The following is an 18816-nucleotide window of genomic DNA, read 5'->3' on the forward strand; positions in this document are numbered from 1 at the left end:
TTTGCGCCGATCAGCCTAGACGGGTGCCGCCACCGCGATCGCCGCCGCGTAACCGGGGTCGACCGCGATGTCCGTCAGCGTCCAGCCCGGTGGTGGCGACGGGGCCGGGGCCGTGCCGACGTAGGTCGTGGCCGGGCTCTCGGAGAGGCCCGTGCCCAGCCCCTTGAGGTACGCCTCCTTGCGCGTCCAGCAGCGCGCGAACGCCGTCGGGAGTTCGGCCGCCGTCAGCGCCGCGAGCTCGGCGCGCTCCTCGGGGTGGAGCATCCGGGCCACCTCGGCCGCGAACCCGGCCGTTTGCATCTGCTCCACGTCCGCCCCGACCGGAGTGTCCGCGAAGGCGATGAAGGCCAGGTCACCGGCGTGCGACAGATTGAAGTGGAAGGGCGCGCCCAGCGCGGCGGGGCGGCCGTGCGGGCCTCCACAGCCGGGACACGGCTCGCGCGTCAGCTCGACGGCGGCCGGATCCGCACCGAGGTACGCGCCGAGCAGCCGGCGCAGGGCGAGATGGCTGGCGACATAGCGGGTGCGCAGGTGCTCCCTGGCGAAGGCGGCGGCGCGGGCCTGCTCCTGGGGGTCGAGGATGCGGGTGCAGGGGGGTGGCGGCTGGTTGGTGATCCGCAACAGCCATGTGCTGGGCGGGCTGCCGGGGGTCCAGGGGGCGGGGTCGGGATCCTGGCCCAGGATTCTCGGGGTGGCGGTCATGGGGCTCCTTGTCCGGGCGGTCCTGATTCTTCCTCAGCGGGCGGGCGGCTCCGCGGTGTCGGGGGCGGGTGCGTTCTCCGGGTGCGGGTCGGTGACGCTCGCGGCGCTTTCCCCCTTCCCGCCCTGCCCGGCCGCATCAGACGCGGTGCGAGCCCCCGGCCGCCGCACCCGTCGCCCGCCCCGGAGCCGAGGCTCCGTCCCCCACACCTCGGCTTCGATGCCGCTTGCGGCGAGGGCACCCCCGAGGATCCCCCGGACGAAGCCCGGGAAAGCGTCCTCGAACTCAGCGTCCTCGAACTTCCCGGCCGCCTCCCCCGGACTCCCTCTGGATCCGGTCGAGTTCGACGGCCAGGGCCGGTTCGAGGTCCGCGAGCGGACGGTGCGGGTCGCTGTCGGCGAGGCGGGTGAGCAGGTCGAGGAAGCGGGCGTGGTGGGCGGCGAGCCCGACCCGGTCGTAGAGCGCGGGGTTGGCCTCGAAGTCGATGCGCAGGCCGGTGCCGTCGGCGCGGTCGTGGAGGTGGACGGTGAGGTCGTCCACGGGCCCGGAGGCGAGGGTGTGCGGTTCGGAGCGGGCCCCGGCGAAGGCCGGACCGTCGCTCAGGGGCACGATGTTGACGCGCGGCCCGGCGAGGGCCCGCCCGGTCAGGCCGAGGTCGCGGCGGATGTCCTCGTGGCGCAGGCGCTGGTGGCGGCGTGCGGCGCGGATGCCGGTGACGACCTGGTGCGTGAGCTCGGCGAACGTGGTGTCGGGGGTGACGGTCAGCCGCAGCGGGAGCACGTTCACGGCCGCGCCGGGGACGCGCAGGGCGGCGGAGCCCGTACGGCCCATCACCGGCAGGCCCAGCACGACGGTCTCGCCGCGGGTGGCGCGTGCGAGATGGAGCGCCTGGGCGGCGAAGGCGGCGTCCTTCCACGTGGCGCGCACGGAGGCGGCGAGCCGGCGGAGCCGGTCAGTGGCTTCGGGCGCGAGGTGGCCGGTGTGGCGCAGCGGGGCGGGCGACGGCGGGGCCGTGCGCCCGGCGAGCGTCGGGGCCGGCGGCCGGTCGGCGAACTCACGGATCCAGTGGGCGCGGTCGCGGTCGCGGAGCCCGGAGGCGCGGTACGCGGCGTCCTCCGCCACCAGCGCGGCCAGCGGCCCGAAGGGGGTGGGGCCGGGCTCGGTGCCGGTGGCGAGGGCGGAGTAGACCTCGGCGAGGCGGCGGGCGACGAGCAGATGGCCGTAGCCGTCGAGTACGGCGTGGTGCGCGCGCTGGTACCACAGCCACCGCCGCTCCCCGACCCGCAGCAGCGCGTGCCGGAACAGCGGCCCGCCGGCGAGGTCGAGCGGTTCTTCGAGATCACCGAGCATCCACGCCCGCGCATCGGCTTCGGGGTCGCGCCGGCCACGGAGATCGGCGATGCGGAAGGGGAGGCGCAGACAGGCGTGGCCCGCGCCTCGCGGGCCGGACGCGGCGCATGCCGTCCTGGCGGCCCCGGCCGCCGGGCCGACGGCGGCGACGGTACGGCCGGACGCCTTCGGCGCGCGGGTCGCCGTACCGGAGGCCGGGAGCGGGCGGCCCGGCCGCTCGGCGGAGGTCCCGCCCAGCGCGTCGGCACCCAGTGGTTCCAGCGGGAGCACCACCTGGCGGACGCCGCCCGCCGTGCGCAGCACGCGGACGCGCAGCGGCTCCGCCTCGGACACCGTGTGGTGCAGGGCCCGTGCGAACAGGGCCGGGTCCAGCGGGCCGTGGATCTCCAGATAGCCCGCGGTGTTCGCGGCCAGGTGCCCCGCCGTGTCCGTGGGCGCGGTGGGCCAGAGGGCCGCCTGTGCCGCCGTCAGCGGCAGGGACCGCGGCCGGTCCGCCGACGGTGGCTCGTACCGCGCGTCGGCGGGCGACACCCGGTCCAGGGTGCGGAGGTTCATCCCTGGACCCCCGGCAGGGACGCCCGGTGCTCGATCGCCGGCTTCTCGGCCGGTGCGCCGAAGGCGGTCCCGGTGCCGGGCGCCGGGCGCCGACGCCCGGCGAGAGCCATGACGCGGGCGGAGTCGAGTCCGTGGTCGACGGGGTTCTCGTCGTCGGGGAGGTCGGCGGGCGCCTCGCCGAGGAGGCCGGCGATGTCGGCCCGGTTCCGGCCGGGGGTGAGTGCCATGGGGGTCACGCTCCTTCGAAGAGCCGGTCGGTGGTGGTGACGACGGCGCACTTGGCGGCCGCCCAGCGCAGCGCCATGGCGTGGTCCTCGGCGGAGAAGTCGGCGACGGCGTCGGCGACGACGAAGGGCTCGATGTCGCGCATCCAGGCGTCGGCGGCGGTCATCAGCACGCCGATGTGCGCGTAGACGCCGACGACGACCAGCTGGTCGCGGCCCTGCGCGGCCATCCGCTCGGCGAGGTCGGAGCGGACGAAGGCGCTGTACTTCCACTTCGTCAGGACGGTGTCGTCCCCGGTGGGCGCGACCACGGCGGGGATCGCCCTCGCCCGCTCGTCGTCCGGCAGGCCCGGTCCCCAGAAGTCCTGCTGGAGGCCGCGCTCGGCGGGGGTCTGGCCGCCGGGCTGGGCGGAGTAGACGACGGGCACGCCGAGCCGGGCGCACTCCCGCTTCAGCGTGGCGATGTTGGCGAGGAGCTCGGTGACGGGCGAGGCGCCCTCGGTGAAGGCACCGAGGAAGTAGTTCTGCAGATCGTGCACGAGCAGGACGGCGCGGTCCGGGTCCACGGTCCAGCCGGCCTTGTTCGCGGGCAGCGCGTCGGCGGACGGCATGGGGTAGGGGGCGATGGCGGGCAGTGCCATGAAGGGGCCTTTCGGGTACGGGAGATCGGGGAGCGGCGCGGCTCAGCCCACGGCGGCGAGGGAGGCGGGGACCGCCGCGCGGAGGTCCTTCTCGCCGGCCTCGCCGATGCCGGTCCGCGGTAACCGCTCGACGGACTCGGCCCGGCCGGGGATCTTGTACGCCGCGGGACCACGCTCGCGCACGAACTTCTCGACGGCGAGGGACTTCAGCGGCACGGCGCCCGCCCGCGGGACGACGCAGGCGCGAGCGCGCTCGCCGAGGCAGGCGCCGGGCACGGGGACGACGGCGGCGGGGCGGGCGAAGACGTGCTCGGCGGCGCTGGGCAGTTGGAAGGCGACGCGGTCGCCCTTGCGGATGCCCTCGGCAAGGAAGCCGACGGCGCGCCCGTCCAGCTCGCCGTAGGCCCACTCCCGGCGTTGTGTGCCGCGCGTGGCGTCGGCGGGGTCGACGATCGCGGCCCGGCCGGGATGAGCGAACACGCGCTCGCACGGCACCCGGCCGCAAGCGCGGTAGCACCCGGCACAGTCGGCCCAGCAGCCGGAAGCAGCGCCCGCGACCGGCCAGGCACTCATCGGACGACCTCCTCGTAATTCGCGCCGACCGCGTCGAGGAACGTACGGAACTTCGCACCGCACTCCGCGGTCTCGGCCTCCGGGGACGAGCGGTCGACGACGCCCGCGCCCGCGTAGAGCCGCAGGGTGCGCTCCTCGGCCTCGGCGCAGCGGATGGTGACGACCCATTCGCCGTCGCCCTTCGCGTCGCCCCAGCCGACCATGCCGGTGAAGTGGCCCCGGTCGAAGGGCTCCAGCTCGGCGATGACCTCGCGGGCGGTGGGGGTGGGGGTGCCGCAGACGGCCGGTGTGGGGTGCAGGGCCGAGGCCAGCTCCAGTGCGGAGACGGCGGGTGCGGCGAGTTCGCCGCCGATGGCCGTGGAGAGGTGCCACATGGCGGCGGTGCGTAGGAGCGTGGGGCGCCGGGGCACGTCAAGGGTGCGGCAGTAGGGGGTGAGCGCGTCGCGGACGGCGTCGACGACGACGGAGTGCTCGTGCAGGTCCTTCTCCGACCGGAGGAGGGCCGCGGCCCGCCGGACGTCCTCGGCGAGGTCGGGGCCGCGGGGGGTGGAGCCGGCGAGCGGGTTGGCGGTGACGGTGGTGCCGCGCCGGGCGACGAGGAGTTCGGGGCTGGCACCGAGCAGGGTGCGGCCGGGGCCACAGGGCACGGCGAAGGTGTAGCCGCCCAGGTCGCGGCGGGCGAGCCGCTGGAGGAGGGCGGGGAGGTCGAGTTCGCGGTCGGAGCGCAGCTCCAGGGTGCGGGCGAGGACGACCTTGGCGAGGCCGCCGCGCCGCATGCGGCGTACGGCCTCGGCGACGGCGGCGCCGTAGACGGCGGGTTCGGGCACGGGTCTGATGTCCCAGCGGGCGGCGGCCGGCGCGGCGGCGGGCAGGGCGATCAGCGGGTCGTCGGCGAGCGGGGGCGCCCAGCGGACGGCCTCGGGCACGGCGAGTTCGGCGGGCGCGGCGGGGTCGAAGGGCACGGTGCCGACGACGGGCGCCTCGTGACCGGCGAGCCGCTGGGCGTCGAGGGTCTCGGTGACGCGCCGGGCGAGGGGCGCCTCACCGTGCGGCACCTTGGCGCGTTCGCCGTGGGCCAGCAGGGTGCGGGCCGGGGAGGCGAAGAAGCGGGTACGGCCGGGTGCGTAGGCGTCGAGGAGCGAGGTCGCGGCGCCGACGGCGTCACCGGCCCCGACGGTGCCACGCCCGGGGTCGCCGGGTGTCGCGGTGAGGCGGCCGACGGGGCGGGCGCCGGGCCCGCTCGTCCGGTCGGCGCCATGGTGGACCATGGTCACCTGTGGCTCCGTTCCTCCGGTGGGTCGCACCGGGCATGGCGTGAAGGAGGGCCGGTGGACACGGCGGCCCCGGGCACTGTCCGACATGACGTACCGTCAGACTCCCAGCGTGGCACCGCCGTCGACGTAGAGGTCGTGCATGGTGATGTGCCGGGCGCGGTCGGAGACCAGGAAGGTGACGGCCTCGGCGATGTCGGCGGGCTCGGCGACGCGGCCGAGCGGGATGCCGACGCGGTAGCTCTCGGGGTCGCCCTCGACGACGCGCCGGGATGACGCGTCGTCGGTCCACAGATCGCGCTGCATGGCGGTGTCGGTGGAGCCGGGCGAGACGACGTTGCAGCGGACGCCGCTGCGGGCCAGCTCCAGGCCGAGGCACTTGGTGAACATGGTGGCGGCGGCCTTGGAGGCGGCGTACGCGGCCATGCCGGTGCGCGGCACGCCCGCGGCGTTGGAGCCGACCGTGACGATGCATCCGGCGCGGCGTCCGGCCATCCGGCGGGCGACGGCCCGTGAGGCGACGAAGACGCCGGTGGAGTTGACGGCGAAGGTCCGCTCCCAGATCTCGTCGGTGATGCCGACGACGGGGGAGGCACGGAGCACGCCGGCGACGTTGACGAGGATCGCGAGCGGACCCATGGTGCGCTCGGCCTCGTCGACGACGGCTTCGACGGCGGCGCTGTCGGAGACGTCAGCGGTGTGGGCGGTGACGGTGGCGGCGCCGAACTCGGCTTCGAGGCGCCGGATGCCGTCCGGGGTGCGGTCGAGGGCCGCGACGCGTGCTCCCTGTGCCACGAGGGCGCGCGTCACGGCCTCGCCTATGCCCTGGCCCGCGCCGGTCACCAGCGCTACGCGGCCGGAGAGTTCTGCCTGCTGCACGACGGTTCCCCGATTCCCACACAAAGTAAGGTAAGGCTTACCTTACATGACGGTTCCGGTCCGAAGAGCGCCGGTCGGGGGCGGTGGCGCCCGCGATGACTCAGGTTCCGCCAGCACCACCCCCTTGCCCATAGGGAGAAGCCGCCTTTGGTGACAGTTCGCCGCCGGCTCACTTGCTGAGTTCCAGCACGGGCGTGCCGGGCGCGTCGACCCCGAAGACCTGCGCGTAGAGGGACAGTTCCGCGTGCAGCGCGCGCACCATCGACTCGGCGCGCCGGAAGCCGTGTCCCTCCCCCTCGAAGGTGAGGTACGCGTGCGGGACCCCCCGCCCGGCCATCGCCGCCACGAACCGCTCGCTCTGCCCGGGCGGGCAGACGGGGTCCTCCAGCCCCTGGAGCAGCAGGAACGCCGCCGAGATCCGGGCCGTGCCGTGCAGCGGCGAGCGCTCGCGACAGCGGTCGGGGGCTTCCGTCGGCGAGCCCACCAGCGACTCCGCGTAGCGGGACTCGAAGTCGTGCGTCCCGTCCGCCGCCCAGGTCAGCGGGTCCAGCACCGGATACGCGATGGTGCCGCAGGCGTAGAGCCCGGTGGAGACGAGCGACGCCGCCGCCGTCCAGCCGCCCGCGCTGCCGCCGCGGATCGCCAGCCGGGCCCGGTCGGCCGTGCCCTCCTCGGCCAGCGCCTCGGCGACGGCCGCGCAGTCCTCCACGTCGACCATGCCCCACGCCTCGCGCAGCCGGTCGCGGTAGGCCCGGCCGTAGCCGGTCGAACCGCCGTAGTTCACCTCGGCGACCCCGATGCCGCGCGAGGTGAAATAGGCGATCTCCAGGTCGAGCACGAGCGGCGAGCGGCTGGTGGGACCGCCGTGCGCCGACACCACGAACGGCGGCAGCTCCCCGTCGGGCGCGGTGTGGTCGGGGCTGTGCGGCGGGTAGATGTGGGCGTGGATCTCCCGGCCGCCCGGTCCGGTGAAGGTGCGGACCCTCGGCCGGGGGTAGTAGGCGGGGTTCACGGCGTCGGTGTGGCGGGCGCCGATCGCGCGGGCCCGGCCGGTGCGGGTGTCGAGCTCCACCACCTCGTAGGAGGTGCGGTCGCTCGCGGCCACCCCGACGACGCGGGTGCCGCTCACCGCCAGCGTCGGCGCCCACTCCGTCCAGGGCCCGGCCGCGTCGGCGACCTCGCCGGTCGCCGGGTCGAGTATGCCGAGCACCGCGGCGCCCCTGCCGTGCAGCACCGCGATCAGCCCGCCGGCCAGCGGCGCGAACCAGCGCTGGTGCGTATGCCACAGCGGCCCCGCGAACTCCTCCTCGCGGACGCAGAGATTGACACTCCGCCCGCTGTCCGCGTCCACCCGGTGCAGATTCCACCAGCCGCTGCGGTCGGTCGCGGCGATCAGGGAGCCGTCCCCCGCCCACTCCACCTGGGCGACGGACTCCCGCGGACCGCCCAGGAGCGTACGCACCCCGGTGAAACCGCCGTCGGCGATCCGGGCGGTCTTCAGCTCGCTGCCGTCCCAGGGCATCCGCGGGTGGTCCCAGGCGATCCAGGCCGCCCGCCCGCCGTCCGGGGAGAGGCGCGGGCCGGTCACGAAGCGGTGCGCGTCGTCGGTGAGTTCGCGGACCGCGGACCGGTCACCGGCGGCCGAACCGTCCAGCGGCACGGCGGCGATCACCCTGCGGACGTCGGTGGGACCCTCGCCCGTGAACTCCTCCAGCACGCACCACACTTCACCGCGCTCGACGACGAGCACGGGATCCGCCCAGCGCAGCCCCCCGCCGACCGGGGACAGCGGGGTCAGCGGCCGGGGCGCCGGGCCGCCCGGCGCGTCCGGCTCGACGGCGTAGAGCCGCTGGTCGGCGAAGTGCGTGAACACCACAAGCGGTCCGCCCTCGTCCCGGGGCACCGCCGCCCAGGGGCCGCCGCCGTACTCCATGACCCGGCTGCGCACGTTCCACGGCTCCGCCAGCACCGACGACTCGGTGCCGTCGGGCCGCCGCCGCACCAGGGCGCGGCGGCCGCCCTCCGCCGGGCGCGGCTCCACCCACCAGACCTCGTCACCGACCGTGCCCACGGCATCGGGCCGGCCTCCGGCGTGGGCCGCGTGCCCGGCGTCGATCGGGGACTGCCAGGCTCCGTAGGGCGCCGTGGACACCATGTCCGTCACATCTCCTTGTCCGTCGGTCGGCGCCGGGAAGTACGGCGCCCAGGAATACAGGTGGCTCAGAGGTCCATGAGGAAGTGGTCGAGCACCCGGACCCCGAAGTGCAGCCCGTCGACCGGTACCCGCTCGTCGACCCCGTGGAACAGCGCCTGGTAGTCGAAACCGGCGGGCAGCCGGACCGGCGCGAAGCCGTAGCCGACGATGCCCAGAGCGGCGAACTGCTTGGCGTCGGTGCCGCCCGACATGCAGAACGGCACCACGTGCCCGTCGGGGTCGAAGCGCTCGACGGCCGCCCGCATCCGGTCGAACAGCGGCACGTCGACGGGGGCTTGCAGGGCGTCGTAGCGGTGGTAGAAGTCCCAGCTCACCTCCGGCCCCGTGAGCTCGTCCATGGTGGCGATGAACTCCTCTTCACCACCCGGCACCGTCCGCCCGTCCACATGCCCGACGGCCGCCCCGGGGATGACGTTGACCTTGTAGCCCGCGTGCAGCATCGTCGGGTTGGCGCTGTTGCGCAGCGTCGGGGCGAGCAGCGCGGCGGCCGGGCCGAGCTTGCCGAGCAGGCCCTGCACGTCGAAGTCGGGGCTGTCCAGGGCGGCGTCGATGCCGTGCAGCGCGGCGATCTCCGTCAGCGCCGCCCGTACGGTCGGGGTGAGCCGCAGCGGCCACTGATGGTCGCCGATGCGGGCGACGGCGGCGGCGAGCGCGCTGACCGCGTTCTCCGTGTTCACCTTGGAGCCGTGGCCGGCCCTGCCCCGCGCGGTCAGCGTGAGCCAGGCCGTGCCCCGCTCCCCCGCCGCCACCGGATAGAGCGTCAGCCCCGGCCCGGCGTGGAAGGTGTAGGCGCCGGACTCCCCGATGGCCTGTGTGCAGCCCTCGAACAGGGCGGCGTGCTCGCCCGCGAGGAACTCCGACCCGACGATCCCGGTGTCCTCCTCGTCCGCGGTGAAGGCCAGCACGATGTCCCGGCGCGGCCGCACCCCGGCCCGCGCCCACGCCCGGACGACCGCCAGGACCATCGCGTCCGTGTTCTTCATGTCGATCGCGCCACGGCCCCACACCACGCCGTCGCGCACCTCGCCCGAGAAGGGGTGGACGGACCACTCGGCGGGTTCCGCGGGCACCACGTCCAGGTGGCCGTGGACGAGCAGGGCGTCCGCTCCCGGGTCGGCACCGGCGATCCGGGCGACGACATTCGTCCGGCCGGGTTCCTTCTCCAGCAGTACGGGCTCCAGACCCGCCTCGCCCAGCCGCTCGGCTACGTACTCGGCGGCCGGGCGCTCCCGGCAGTCCCCGCCGCCGCGGTTGGTGGTGTCGATACGGATCAGCTCCGAGGTGAAGCGCACCGCCTCGTCCAGCGCCTGTCCGTCGACCCGCTCCGCTCGGGTGCCTGCCCGGGTGTCAGCCATATTCTTCCTCCACGGCGGCCGACACGACGGTCGTGACCGCTTTGAAGCAGCGAATGCCCTCGTACATGGTCGGCGTGGTGTAGGCGACCCGGCGCTCGCCGCTCTGCTCGACGCCCGGCACGCACGTGGCGGCCCCGGCGAGGTGCTCGGCGTCGAATTCCAGCTCCATGCTGACGGGCCCGGCGTGCGCCGGTTCGTGCCGCACGGCGAGCGGCAGCGCCTCGCGCGCCGCGGCCCGGATCAGCGCGGCCGTGCGCGCGGGAGTGCGGCACACCGCCGCGTACCGCGAGACATAGTCCTTGACGGCGACGGAACGGGCCGCCGGGGCATAGCCCTTGGCGTCCTCACAGGTCCGGTCGTCGCCCGTCACCAGCACCACGGGCACACCGTATTCCGCGACGACCAGAGAGTTGAGCAACCCCTCGCTGGCCCGCGTGCCGTCCACCCATACGCCCGTGAGCGAATTGGCCAGATAGGTGTGCGCGAGGACGCCCTCGGCGCCCGCGGCCGCGTGATAGCCGACGAAGGCGATCCCGTCCACGTCGCCGTGCTGCACGCCCTCGACCATGCTCAGCGACTTGTGCTTGCCGGTGAGCATCTCGGCGCGCTCGTCCAGCTTCTCCAGCAGGAGGTTGCGCATGCTCCAGTGGGCCTCGTTGACGAGCACCTCGTCGGCGCCGCCGTCGAAGAAGCCGAGGATCGCGGCGTTGACGTCGGAGGTGAACAGATGGCGGCAGCGCTCCCACTGCGGGGTGCCCGGCAGCACATCGGCGGGCCAGGTGACACCGGTGGCGCCTTCCATGTCCGCGGAGATCAGGATCTTCACCATGCGACAGTCTTATCGCAGGGCGGTGGGGGGCGCACGGGTGTCAGCGGGTATTTCTCCCGTGGCCCGCCGGGAAGGCGGGCGCCGGTCCCGGCCCGCCCCGGCCAAGGCCGCCTGTGCGAAGGGGCGTTCGGCGGCGCGGCGCAGCGCCCACCGACGAGTGAATCCCCGCGCGCGGGCCGCGTGGCGTGGATAGCTGGTGGGCACCAAGTCCACCGCTTCGTGAGGGGTTTTCCCATGCGTATCCGCCGTGTCCTGGGCGCCGTCGCGCCCGTCCTGCTGCTCGTCGCCGCGCTCTGCCCGGACGCGCGGGCCGCGAACGGCGCGCTGACCGTGGAGTACGACCGGTGCCAGCCGGGCACCGGCGCGGCGGACACGGTCTGCCTGCACGAGAAGGTGCAGCGGCGCACCGAGAACCCGCCCGCCGGCAAGTGCGTCGAGCTGCTCTCCGGCGAGCACACCACGGTCCGTCAGATCACCAACGGGACGAACAGCCGGGCCTTCTACTTCTCCGACAACCGCTGCGTCAGGCGGCTGGGCACGCTCGCACCGCGCGCAGCGGTCGGCAACGTCGCCGCGCGCAGCGTGAGATTCACCAGCTGACCGGCTCGGCGGCCGCCCCGGACACCGGCGGCCGGGCGCGGAGGCGGCGCAGCATCCGCGCGTCCTGGAAGCCGACCGCGCGGGCCGCCGCCTCCGCGGTCGAGCCCTGGGCCATGAGGTGTTCGGCGCGCTCGACGCGCAGCTCCTGCTGATAGCGCAGGGGGGTGAGGCCGGTGGCGGCGGTGAAGCGGCGGGTGAGGGTGCGCTCGCTGAGGCCGCAGGCCGCCGCCAGGTCCGCGAGGCCCAGCCGGTCGGTGAAGCGGGCGTCGATGAGGTCCTGCGCCTGGTGCACGGCGTCGATCAGGTGGGTGCGGTGCCGCAGCATGACGCCGGCCTGCTGCTCGTCGCCGTTGCGGCGGGCGTAGACGACCATGGAGCGGGCGACACGGGCGGCCGCGGCGGGTCCGTGCCGTGCGGCCACGAGGTGCAGCGCGAGATCGATGCCGCTCGCGATCCCCGCGGAGGTGACGACGCGGTCGTCGAGGACGTAGAGCACGTCGCGGACGACCCTGGCCCGGGGGTGGCGGCGGGCGAGTTCGTCCTGGAGATCGTGGTGGGTGGTGCAGCGGCGGCCGTCGAGGAGGCCCGCCCTGCCGAGGGCGTCCGCGCCCGCGCAGACGCTGGCCACGGTGCCGCCCGCGGCGTGATGCGCGGCCAGTCGCTCCAGCGTGGCTTGCGACAGACCCCCGTTCTCGCGGAAGCCACGCGAGCGCCAGCCCGGGACGAGGACGAGGTCGTCGGCGGTCAGCCCGGGCCAGTCGGTGGCGGCGCGCAGCGTCACGCCCTGGGCGGTGGGGACGTCTTCCCGCTCGGCCACGTATCCGAGGGTGTAGCCGTGGCCGAGGTCGGCCGCCGTGGAGAAGACCTGGGCGGGCCCGGCGAGATCCAGCAGATGCAGCCGCGGGACGAGCAGGAAGACGACCCGTGTCACGATCCGGTCAGCTCCTCGACGGTGGCGATCCTGGCGAAGCGGCCCGCGAGCGCGTACTCGGTACGGGCGATGACCGCGTCCGTGCCCAGGGTAAGGGGGTCGGCCAGGATCTCATCGAGGCCGCGGCCCTCCGGAGCTTCCCGGTGCTCGATGGGGTGGGTGGCAGTGGCGTCGGTGACGAAGGTGACGCCGTAGCCGAGATCGGAGGCGACGCGGGCGGTGGTCTCGCAGCACTGTTCGGTACGGATGCCGCAGACGGCCACCTCGCGGATGCCGCGTTCGGTCAGCAGCTGCTGGAGGTTGGTCGTCGTGAAGGCGTTGTGCGAGGTCTTGGTGAGGACGGGCTCCCCGTCCAGGGGCTTGAGACCGTCGATGAGGCGGGTGAAGCCGAGGGCGGGGTCGAAGACATCGCCGGTCCCCGGCTCATGGTGGAGCACCCAGACGACGAGGTCGCCCTTGGCACGGGTGGCGGCGACCAGGCGGTCGACCTGGCCGGCGATCCCGGGGTTGGACACGGCGGCCCAGTTCGGCCGCTGCCGGAAGGATTCCTGGACGTCGATGACGAGGAGTGCGCTGTTCATGCCCTCATCCTCGGCGCCGCGCGGCCCCTCGCCCAAGACATGATCGGGACCCGATGCGGAACGATCCGGTCAAGCGGGCGGAGCGGCTCACGAGTCCTGTGAGGGGAAGGAGTAGTCGTCCCACAGGGCGCGCTCCTTCTCCAGCGGGGCGCGTTCGACGCGGGGCGTCAGGTTCCAGATCAGCGTGGCCCGGTCGGTGGTCCGGTACGGCCGCCAGCCGGGGGTGCCGAGGCGGGCGAACGCCGCCCAGGCGTCCGTCATCGCGTGCGACAGGCGCGTGAGCGCGGGCCGCTGGGCGCTGACGGTCGCGGGGCCGCGCGGCACCCACCCGAGGTCGAGGTTGCCGAAGACGAAGGGCATCTCCAACTGATGCATGGCGCCCAGGTTCTGGGCGTCCGGCACGCCCGTCGCATACGGGACATGCCAGTCGAATTGGTAGACATAGGTGGGGCGCCAGCGGGACTGGGCCTCGGCGAGCCGGAGCGTGGGCACCCGCTCCAGCTGGTCGGTGAGCATGGCGTTCACCACCCGGCCCTCGCTCAGCCCCGGCCGGTCCGCGGAGTAGACGTCGTACATCCGCTGTTCGCGGGCCGCGAGGACGGGCGGGAAGGAGGGGTAGGAGCGGAGCGGGAGGCTCAGGAGGCCGGGGGTGAACAGCGCCCAGAAGTCCGTCTCGTTGGTGTTGGTGCCGGCCATGACGTCGACGTCGCGGGCGCTGCCCGCGGTGATCCGGTCGACGACGGGGCCGGGGACCAGCGAGCCGTCGATGTACGGCGCGAAGAACACGGCGCCGGCGAATCCCGGCAGGCCGGCCCGGACCTTCCGCTGGAGCTCCAGGATCTGCCGGGTGGACAGGGCGTTGAGATCGCCGACGCCGCGGATGCCGCCGAGGCCGAAGACGCGCTCGGCGGCCGCCCGCGCCGCGTGGGCGGTGTGCACGGCGTTCGCGGGACCGCTCTCGGCGATGGCGCGGCGGAAGAGGCGCTCCGGCCGGTCTCCGGCGAGCAGCGCGTCGACGGAGACGGCGCCGGCCGACTGCCCGAAGACGGTGACGTCGCCCGGGTCGCCGCCGAAGTCGCGGACGTGGTCGTGCACCCAGGAGAGCGCGGCGACCTGGTCCCGCAGGCCGTTGTTGCCGGATCCGGCGTACGAGCGGTCCAGGCGGCCGAGTTCCGTCCAGCCGAGGATGCCCAGGCGGTAGTCGGCCGAGACGACGACGGCGTCACCGCGCGCCGCGAGGGCGGCGCCGTCGTCCAGGGCGTCGCTCGCGGATTCGTAGATGTCCTCCCCGCCGTGCAGGAAGACCATGACGGGCTTGTGGGCGCCGGGTGCGCGGGAGGACCACACGTTGACGTGCAGGCAGTCCTCGACGCCGCTGCCGTCGCCGTCGGAGAGGTCCTGGGGGCACGGCGGTTTCGCCTCGCCGGCCGGGAGGGTGCCCTGCCAGGCGGCGGGCGGCTCGGGCGGCCGGAAGCGGCGGGCGCCGGTGGGCGGCGCGGCGTACGGCACGCCGAGATAGGCGCACACGCCGCCGCGCTCGGCGCCCCGCACCGCGCCGAGCGAGGTGCGCGCCCGGCAGCCGGCCGGGGCGGCGGTGCCCGCCGCGGGTGCGCTCACCGCGGTGGTGAGCGCCAGGGCCGCGACGGCCGCGGCCACGGTGCGACGGGCCCGCCGCCGGCTGTTCCACGGGAACACCAGATCTTCTCCCTCGGCCGTGCCGCGCTCTCGCGCGGGGACCCCCCGCGCCGGACTCCCGTCCGCCTTCGTCCAGAATCGGTGCACGCGCTCCCGCGGGCCATCACCTGTCCGGGGGAAACCGGGGTACAGGTCACCCTGGCGGCGCGCACGGAGCCGACGCGCCCTCACCCATAAGGAGCCCGCTCATGGACAACGCCCCGGTGGCACCCCGCCGCACCCTGCTGCGGATGATCACGTTCGGCGGGCTGGTGACCGCGGCCGGGTCGCTGTCGGCCGCCTGCGGCAAGGGCGGCGGCAAGGCCGCGGCCGCGTCGTCCGACTCCCCGTCCAGCGCGGCCGGTTCCGGGTCAGGAGCGGACATGATCATGATCATCCGGCATGGCGAGAAGCCGAAGGAGAGCGGGAAGAAGCCGCCTTTCGGCATCACCGAGGACGGCGAGCAGAACGACCACGCCCTGCTCGTGCGCGGCTGGCAGCGGGCGGGCGCGCTGGTGACGCTGTTCGCCCCCGAGGACGGCAAGGTGCGCAAGGGCCTGCGGCGCCCGGACGCCGTCTACGCCGCGGGCCCCCACCCGGGGGCGAAGGGACTGCGGCCGAGCGAGACGGTCGCGCCGGTGGCGGCGAGGCTGGGGGTGCGGACGAACGTCACGTACCGCACGGGTGACGAGAAGGCGCTGGCGAAGGAGCTCGCCGGGCGGCACGGCTGCACGCTGGTCTCGTGGGAGCACAACGCCATAACGGAGATCGTCAAAGGGCTGGGCGGGGAGGTGCGGCCCTCCCCGCCGAAGAACTGGCCCGACGCGCGCTTCGATCTGGTGTGGGTGCTGGTGCGGTCGGGGTCGGGATGGACGTTCACGCAGGTGCCGCAGCTCCTGCTGGCGGGCGACAGTCCGGATCCCGCCTGAGCGCTCCGCCGGAAGCGCGATGTGCCCTCTGTCCTCCGCGGTGCCGTCGTGGCCGGTCGCGCCCACCCGGCGGAGCCGTTGCGTCGACACCTCCGCGCGCCCCTTCAGGGCGTTGCCGAACCCCAGTGGACGTCACCCGACCTGCCGGGACGCCTGACGAAGGTCTCGCTTCGCCTGCCCGGCTCGCGCCGATTCAGCCCACGATGCCGATCGGGGCGAACTGCCGCGAGCCGGGCGGGATTTCACGGTGGTCAGTGGACTCCCGGGGGCGACGGCTCACACCGCGCGGCTCGTCACGAACCACCGCGCCGGCAGCGCGATCCGTGACCCGTCCTCCCGGAACTCCGTCATCGCGAGCGTGATGGCACCCTCGGCGAGGATCGCGAGGCCCGCTCCCCGGAGCAGTCCGGGGACCTCTCCGTCCACCACCTCCGCGGGGCGCAGGCCGTGTTTCACGACGCGGCTGCCCTTGGGTGATGGCCCGTCAGGGCGGAGGACGGCCTCCGCCAGCACGTCCTTCGCCGCCTCGGTGAGCTCGACCACGAAGGCGCGGCCGCGCGCGCCGGTCAGCTCCGCGACCGCCCGTGCGACCGCCGGGCGGTCCTCGGGGCGGCTCTGGTGGATCACCGCGCGCATATAGACGTTGGCGTCCCCGATCCGCGCGTGGAGCGCGCGCACCGCCTCGGTGTCCGTCAGGTCGAGCTGCTCGAACTCCGCGACGCCCTCGGCATCCGCGCGGCGCGCGTGCTCGACGGCCGCCGCCGAGATGTCCACGCCGACGGCGCGCGGGAAGCGGGTGGCGAGATAGCGGGTCTGGGTGCCGTTGCCGCAGCCGAGGTCGACGACCGGCAGGGCGGCGTCGGCGTGCGGGGCGAGCAACTCCAGGTGCGGGACCGCCGTCAGCGAGGGGTCCGCGTCCCAGATCGCGTCGCCCGGCACGTCGGAGGTCTCCCTCCAGAAGCCTTCCCACGCCTCGGCGTACTGCTGTGATGTGCCCATATGCGCTCCCGGGTAGCCGGTATGACGGTTCGTCATGATCTTGACTACCGCCGACCGGCGGCCGGGGGCAAGATCCCCGCGGCTACCGTGCCCGTACTTTCACCTGATGTTCGACCCGGGGCCGCCGGCGTTCACCAGCGACTGCTCGAACCACACCGACTTGCCCCGGCCCGTGTGGCTCGCGCCCCACTCGCGCGCGAGGCCGCTCACCACCCTGAGCCCGCGCCCGGACTCCTCGCCGAGGCCGGGGCCCAGCAGCGTGGGCAGCGCGTGGTCCTCGTCGGTGACCTCGCAGAGCAGCACGTCCGTACGCACCAGGCGCAGGCCCAGCCGACGCGATCCGGTGTGCCGCACGGCGTTGGTGACGAGCTCGCTGACCAGGATCTCGGCGGTCGGGGCCGCCGCTTCGAGCCCCCACTCGGCGAGTTGACCGCGCACGAGCCGGCGGGCCCGGCGGACCTCGGCAGGGGTGCACTCCAGCTCCCACCCGGCCGTGTGCTCGGCGGGGATGCCGTTGAGCCGGGCCATCAGCAGGGCGACGTCGTCCTTGCGGCCGCCGTCGCCGGTGTTGAGGGCGCGGATGATGGTGTCGCAGGCGTCGTCCATGGACGCCGCGGGGTGGGCGGCGGATTCGCAGAGCGCGGCGAGCCCCGCGCCGATGTCCTGGCCGCGGACCTCCACGAGCCCGTCCGTGCACAGCACCAGCCGGTCGCCCGGCGCGACCGGGACGGTCGCGGCCTCGAAGGCCACCCCGCCGACGCCTATGGGCGCGCCCGTGGGCAGGTCGAGCAGCACGCTGCGGCCGTCCGCGGCCCGGACGAGCACGGGCGGGATGTGCCCGGCGTTGGCGATCGTCAGCTCCGAGCGGACCGGGTCGTAGACCGCGTAGAGACAGGTGGCCAGATAGTGCTCGCCGAGCCGCTGGGCGAGGTCGTCGAGATTGCGCAGCAGTTGTTCGGGCGGCAGGTCGAGGGCGGCCATGGTCTGTACGGCGGTGCGCAGCTGCCCCATCATGGCGGCGGAGTTCAGGCCGTGGCCCATGACGTCGCCGACGACGAGGGCGGTGCGCGAGCCGGGCAGCTTGATGCTGTCGAACCAGTCGCCGCCCACCCGGCCGAGGCGGGTGCCCGGCAGATAGCGGGTGGCGGTGTCACAGCCCGCCATGCGCGGGGCGAGCTGCGGGAGCATGCTGTCCTGGAGGGTGTCGGCGACGTTCTCCTGGTAGGTGTACATGCGGGCGTTGTCGAGGACGAGCCCGGCGCGCGCGGCGAGTTCGGCGCCGGTCGTGCGGTCCATGTCGTCGAAGGGGGTGCGGCCGTCGCGCCGCATCAGCACCATGAAGCCGAGCACCACGTTGCGCGCCTTGAGGGGCACGACCAGCATCGACCTGCCGGTGATGAGCGGCCGCAGGTCCCGCTTCTCGAACTGGCCGGAGATGCGGTTGGCGAGCTCCTCGCCGATCCGCGGGATGAGCACGGGCTCGCCGGTGACCATGCACTGGAAGAACGGGGTGTGCTCGGGGAAGGCGATGGCCTCGCCGACGGGCACGGTGTCGTCCCAGCGGCCCGGCTCGTCGTTGTGCTCGACCCAGACGCGGTGCCAGACGGTGGTGACGTCGGGCGGGCCGTCGGGGAAGCCCTCGCCCGCGAGGACGGCGGCGCGCAGGTGCGTGCCCGCGAAGTCCGTGAAGCGGGGCACGGCGGCGCTGGTGACCTCGCGGATGGTGCGGGCCAGGTCGAGCGAGGTGCCGATGGCGCCGCTGACCTCGTTGAGGAACTCCAGCCGCTCCCGTACGGCCGCGTATTCGAGGTCCGGCGCGTCCGCGGGGTCCGGCGGGGCGCCCGGGGCATGCGCGGCCGGCGCGGCGGTGGCGGCGCGGCCGGCCTGCCGGGCCGCGCGCTCCGCGTATTTCGGGGTGCCCCAGTCGGGGGTGACCGGGATCCGCTGGTGGTGGCTGAACTCCAGCACGGGATAGCCCAGTTCGAGGACCTGGGAGACGATGCGGCCGCTGAGGGCCGGGCCCATGGCGGGCAGGATGTCGGGGAGCCGGTCGGCGAGGCCCTCGCCGTCGGGCAGCGTGGTGTGCGGGGCGAAGCCGGGGAACACCTGGTCCTGCGCGGTGGAGCCGAGCGGCTCGGCGTCGGCGGCGAGGACCAGCAGCCGCTCCTCGGGCCCGGCGAGCGGATAGGCCCACCACAGCACCTCGACGGACCCGCGCTCGGGGGAGTGTGAGCGGGCCCGTCCGGCGCTGGGGTAACCGGCGGCGCCGTCGGCCGGCGCGCGGCCGAGCCAGGCGTCGAGGCCGGTGCCGCGGTGGCCGTCGTCGGGCTCCTCGTACAGGGCGCCGCCGATGGGCATGAGGTCGGCGGCCGGGGCGCCGACGGCCTCGTCGCGGTCGTAGCCGAACAGTCTGCGGGCGCCCGTGCTCCAGTGGGTCACCAGGCCGGCGGACCCCACGACGACCACCGCGAGCGGGATCCGTCCGGGGACGGGCGTGCCATGGTGCATGG

The 18816-nt window shown here is 74.7% G+C and carries 17 protein-coding genes; 2 read left to right on the forward strand and 15 right to left on the reverse strand.

Annotated features, from left to right (window positions below):
* Positions 1-15: 15 nt before the first annotated feature.
* The 10 genes from ACH427_RS02805 to ACH427_RS02850 all read right to left on the reverse strand — a co-directional run bounded on the left by ACH427_RS02805 (position 16) and on the right by ACH427_RS02850 (position 10589).
* A complete protein-coding gene (locus ACH427_RS02805; RefSeq protein WP_398867560.1) occupies positions 16-702 on the reverse strand; it encodes a 4'-phosphopantetheinyl transferase family protein in 687 nt (228 codons plus the stop codon).
* Positions 703-985: 283 nt separating this feature from the next.
* A complete protein-coding gene (locus ACH427_RS02810) occupies positions 986-2605 on the reverse strand; it encodes a condensation domain-containing protein (RefSeq protein WP_398867561.1) in 1620 nt (539 codons plus the stop codon).
* A complete protein-coding gene (locus ACH427_RS02815) occupies positions 2602-2832 on the reverse strand; it encodes an isochorismatase (protein WP_398867562.1) in 231 nt (76 codons plus the stop codon). Before ACH427_RS02815 ends, ACH427_RS02810 begins: the two co-directional genes overlap by 4 nt.
* A 5-nt stretch (positions 2833-2837) precedes the next feature.
* Positions 2838-3470, reverse strand: coding sequence for an isochorismatase family protein (locus ACH427_RS02820; RefSeq protein WP_398867563.1), 633 nt, complete (start codon positions 3468-3470; stop codon positions 2838-2840).
* A 42-nt stretch (positions 3471-3512) separates the two neighbouring features.
* Positions 3513-3950, reverse strand: a complete 438-nt coding sequence (locus ACH427_RS02825) for a hypothetical protein (protein WP_398867564.1) — start codon at positions 3948-3950, stop codon at positions 3513-3515.
* Positions 3951-4039: 89 nt separating this feature from the next.
* On the reverse strand, positions 4040-5311 hold the full coding sequence (dhbC, locus tag ACH427_RS02830; RefSeq protein WP_398867942.1) for an isochorismate synthase DhbC: 1272 nt from the start codon (positions 5309-5311) through the stop codon (positions 4040-4042).
* Positions 5312-5413: 102 nt separating this feature from the next.
* Positions 5414-6193, reverse strand: coding sequence for a 2,3-dihydro-2,3-dihydroxybenzoate dehydrogenase (locus tag ACH427_RS02835; RefSeq protein ID WP_398867565.1), 780 nt, complete (start codon positions 6191-6193; stop codon positions 5414-5416).
* 169 nt (positions 6194-6362) lie between these two features.
* Complete coding sequence (locus ACH427_RS02840; protein ID WP_398867566.1) at positions 6363-8348, reverse strand: prolyl oligopeptidase family serine peptidase; 1986 nt, start codon at positions 8346-8348, stop codon at positions 6363-6365.
* 65 nt (positions 8349-8413) lie between these two features.
* Positions 8414-9763, reverse strand: coding sequence for a M20/M25/M40 family metallo-hydrolase (locus tag ACH427_RS02845; RefSeq protein ID WP_398867567.1), 1350 nt, complete (start codon positions 9761-9763; stop codon positions 8414-8416).
* Positions 9756-10589, reverse strand: coding sequence for a M55 family metallopeptidase (locus ACH427_RS02850; protein ID WP_398867944.1), 834 nt, complete (start codon positions 10587-10589; stop codon positions 9756-9758). Before ACH427_RS02850 ends, ACH427_RS02845 begins: the two co-directional genes overlap by 8 nt.
* Positions 10590-10826: 237 nt before the next feature.
* Here ACH427_RS02850 and ACH427_RS02855 point away from each other — a divergent pair, with 237 nt between their 5' ends.
* Positions 10827-11192, forward strand: a complete 366-nt coding sequence (locus ACH427_RS02855; protein WP_398867568.1) for a hypothetical protein — start codon at positions 10827-10829, stop codon at positions 11190-11192.
* Here the strand turns inward: ACH427_RS02855 and ACH427_RS02860 are convergent.
* The 3 genes from ACH427_RS02860 to ACH427_RS02870 form a co-directional block, all read right to left on the reverse strand.
* Positions 11182-12123, reverse strand: a complete 942-nt coding sequence (locus tag ACH427_RS02860; RefSeq protein WP_398867569.1) for a GlxA family transcriptional regulator — start codon at positions 12121-12123, stop codon at positions 11182-11184. The genes ACH427_RS02855 and ACH427_RS02860 overlap by 11 nt on opposite strands.
* A complete protein-coding gene (locus tag ACH427_RS02865) occupies positions 12120-12704 on the reverse strand; it encodes a cysteine hydrolase family protein (RefSeq protein WP_398867570.1) in 585 nt (194 codons plus the stop codon). Before ACH427_RS02865 ends, ACH427_RS02860 begins: the two co-directional genes overlap by 4 nt.
* A gap of 87 nt (positions 12705-12791) precedes the next feature.
* Entirely contained in the window at positions 12792-14399 is a 1608-nt protein-coding gene (locus ACH427_RS02870; protein WP_398867571.1) for a carboxylesterase/lipase family protein, read from the reverse strand.
* A gap of 188 nt (positions 14400-14587) precedes the next feature.
* Between ACH427_RS02870 and ACH427_RS02875 the strand changes: the two genes are divergently transcribed.
* A complete protein-coding gene (locus ACH427_RS02875) occupies positions 14588-15307 on the forward strand; it encodes a hypothetical protein (protein WP_398867572.1) in 720 nt (239 codons plus the stop codon).
* 276 nt (positions 15308-15583) lie between these two features.
* On the opposite strand, the gene ACH427_RS02880 is transcribed toward ACH427_RS02875, so the two are convergent.
* Positions 15584-16306 carry a class I SAM-dependent methyltransferase gene (locus ACH427_RS02880; RefSeq protein WP_398867945.1) on the reverse strand — a complete coding sequence of 241 codons (723 nt, stop codon included), beginning with the start codon at positions 16304-16306 and terminating at the stop codon, positions 15584-15586.
* A 99-nt stretch (positions 16307-16405) separates the two neighbouring features.
* Complete coding sequence (locus ACH427_RS02885; RefSeq protein ID WP_398867573.1) at positions 16406-18814, reverse strand: SpoIIE family protein phosphatase; 2409 nt, start codon at positions 18812-18814, stop codon at positions 16406-16408.
* Between the last annotated feature and the right edge of the window lie 2 nt (positions 18815-18816).

The organism is Streptomyces sp. NPDC020379 (assembly GCF_044387105.1).
Lineage (GTDB): Bacteria > Actinomycetota > Actinomycetes > Streptomycetales > Streptomycetaceae > Streptomyces.